The sequence below is a fragment of the Pseudomonas gessardii genome, from assembly GCF_001983165.1.
Classification (GTDB): domain Bacteria; phylum Pseudomonadota; class Gammaproteobacteria; order Pseudomonadales; family Pseudomonadaceae; genus Aquipseudomonas; species Aquipseudomonas gessardii.
This window is the reverse complement of record NZ_MNPU01000110.1, coordinates 1-2,420: the sequence shown is the minus strand read 5'-3', so window position 1 is coordinate 2,420 and position 2,420 is coordinate 1. Positions and strand designations below refer to the sequence as shown.

The 2,420-nt window shown below is 57.6% G+C and carries 3 protein-coding genes; all 3 read right to left on the bottom strand.

Going from position 1 to position 2,420, the window contains the following annotated elements; translation table 11 throughout:
* Positions 1-15: 15 nt before the first annotated feature.
* Positions 16-1,572 (bottom strand): IS66 family transposase, encoded by a 1,557-nt coding sequence (gene tnpC, locus BLL38_RS29765; protein ID WP_019818069.1) that lies wholly within the window; start codon positions 1,570-1,572, stop codon positions 16-18.
* An 81-nt stretch (positions 1,573-1,653) separates the two neighbouring features.
* A complete protein-coding gene (tnpB, locus tag BLL38_RS29760; RefSeq protein WP_019719038.1) occupies positions 1,654-1,989 on the bottom strand; it encodes an IS66 family insertion sequence element accessory protein TnpB in 336 nt (111 codons plus the stop codon).
* Complete coding sequence (gene tnpA, locus BLL38_RS29755) at positions 1,986-2,318, bottom strand: IS66-like element accessory protein TnpA (RefSeq protein WP_019818068.1); 333 nt, start codon at positions 2,316-2,318, stop codon at positions 1,986-1,988. The genes tnpB and tnpA overlap by 4 nt, the downstream gene beginning before the upstream one ends.
* Between the last annotated feature and the right edge of the window lie 102 nt (positions 2,319-2,420).

Sequence of the window (2,420 nt, the reverse complement as noted above, 5' to 3'; positions counted from 1 at the left end):
GTAAGCGAACGGGCATTACAGGTTGCGTAACGGCAGCCAGTTATGCGGCAACAACTCGGCGATCTCACTGGCGCGCTGCGTCGGCAGCCGCATCAGCACATCCTTGAGATAAGCATACGGATCATGCCCGTTAAGCTTGGCCGATTGGATCAAACTCATCAGCGCAGCCGCGCGTTGTCCGCTGCGTAACGACCCTGCAAAGAGCCAGTTCTTGCGTCCGAGCGCCCATGGCCGGATTTGCTGCTCGATGTGGTTGTTATCAATAGGCACCGCGCCGTCATCCAGATAACGTGACAACGCCGTCCAGCGTTTCAGGCTGTAATCCAGGGCCTTGGCGATGGCCACACCCTCGTGTACCAGCTCGCGCTGGGCGATCATCCAAGTGTGCAGCATGTTCATCACGGGGACGGCTTTTTCTTGTCGTATTCGTCGCCGTACATCGGGCTCCAAATCGCGGATTTCACTTTCGATTTCGTACAGCAACTGGATATAGCGCAGAGCTTGCTCGGCGAGCGTGCTTTTGTTCGTGGCGTGCAGGTCGAAGAACTTACGCCGCGCATGGGCCATGCAGCCGATTTCAGTGACACCGAGTGCAAAACTGGCTTTGTAACCACCAAAATCATCGCAGACCAGCTTGCCCTTCCAGTCTTGCAGGAAGTTGCGTGCATGTTCGCCCGAGCGGCTGGGGCTGAAGTCGTACACCACTGCGCGGATATCGGCAGACGCGGTGGTTGCATAGGCCCAGACGTAGGCCCGATGGGTTTTCTTCGAGCCAGGCATGAGCACCTGTACCGGCGTTTCATCGGCGTGCACCACGTTGTGTCCAAGCACCACTTCGCGCAGAGCATCAACCAGTGGTTGCAGTTGCACACCGCAAGTGCCGACCCACTGCGCCAAGGTCGAGCGCGGGATGGCGAGGCCGGCCCGGCCAAAGATCTTTTCCTGACGGTACAGTGGCAAATGATCACCGTATTTGGCGATCATCACTTGAGCCAGCAAACCTGCTGTGGGGATGCCTTTATCGATGACCTGCGCAGGAACAGGTGCCTGGATCAGGGTCTCGCAGTCCTCACAGACCCACTTGCCACGGATGTGTTGTTCAACCGTGAACACGCCGGGCGTGTAGTCGAGTTTCTCGCTGACATCCTCGCCGATACGCTTGAGGGCGCAGCCGCATTGGCAGTGAGTGTTGTCCGGTTCGTGATGGATGGGCGTGCGTGGAAACTCGGGCGGCAAGGCGGTGCGTTTAGGTTTTTGCCGAGCCACGGTCGGGGCTGGAGCGGGTTGCAACGTCTCAAGCTCGGCTTCGATGGCCGCGATATCGGCATCGATCACGTCATCGAGCAGGCTGGTTTGATACGGATTTAGCTGCTCGCTGCGCTTGGCAAACTTGAAACGCTTGAGCTGTGCGATCTCGTGGGTCAGCTTGTCGTTGACCGTTTTGTAGTGATGGATCTGCTTGTCCATGGACTCGACTTTTTGATCGAGAGTCTCGACACGCTGCATCAGCTGCGCGGCGATAGCGCGCAGTTGTTCAGGGTTTAATTGGTCGAAATCAGGAAGCAAAGTCATGCCGCCGATTTTGTCAGAACAGGCCAACACTGACGATAGGCTCATCGGACAATTGCACGGCGACGCTGGCCATGGCAGTGATTACATCAGGGTAATCGCACTGTTTTGCCCAACTCTTTGCCAAGGTAAACCCAGCACCAGGGCATGCAGTTGTTCGGCACCCAATTCCATCTGCGAGCCGTGCCGAGATCCCGGCCAGAAAAATTTGCCTTGATGCAGTCGGCGCGCCGCCAGCCAGATGCCCAACCCATCGTGCACCAGCACTTTCATGCGATTGGCGCGGCGGTTGGCAAACAGATAAGCACAGTGCGGCTGCGCCGCACCGAACACGGCCACCACCCGCGCCAGCGCTGTGTCAGTGCCGGCGCGCATGTCCATGGGCTCAGTGGCGAGCCAGATGGCGTCGATACGAATCATCGCAACAGGTCTCGAAGAAAGGTTGCACAGGCAGCAGCACTTTCAGTTGGCCAGTTCACTTTAACGGTGCCGCGCGGATGCTGGATCTCAACGCTGATAGTCGATGATGCCGATTGCGACTCAGTGCTGGCGAGTGGCATGGGCAGTGAAACAAAAGCGGGATGCAGCGCCATGCTTTTCTGCGTTTGCAGCCGAATCCACTTGTGGACGAGGTTCGCGTTGAGGCTGTGGCTCAGCGCAACGTTGGCAATCGAGGCCCCAGGTTGGGCGCACTCTTGAATGACTTGGGCCTTGAACGACCTGGAATAGGAACGGCGTTGTGGCTGCATGAAAGACCCTCTTAAAAGGCTAGAAGTGGTGTCCACTTAAATAGGTGGACACCATCGCCTTTGGCGGTGGGGTCAGAAAGGTGTGTTTGCTGGCCGGTTACG

Excerpts from the sequence above, each read along its gene's own strand:
- tnpC (WP_019818069.1), bottom strand. The coding sequence starts at position 1,572 with ATGACTTTGCTTCCTGATTTCGACCAATTAAACCCTGAACAACTGCGC.
- tnpB (WP_019719038.1), bottom strand. The coding sequence starts at position 1,989 with ATGATTCGTATCGACGCCATCTGGCTCGCCACTGAGCCCATGGACATG.
- tnpA (WP_019818068.1), bottom strand. The coding sequence starts at position 2,318 with ATGCAGCCACAACGCCGTTCCTATTCCAGGTCGTTCAAGGCCCAAGTC.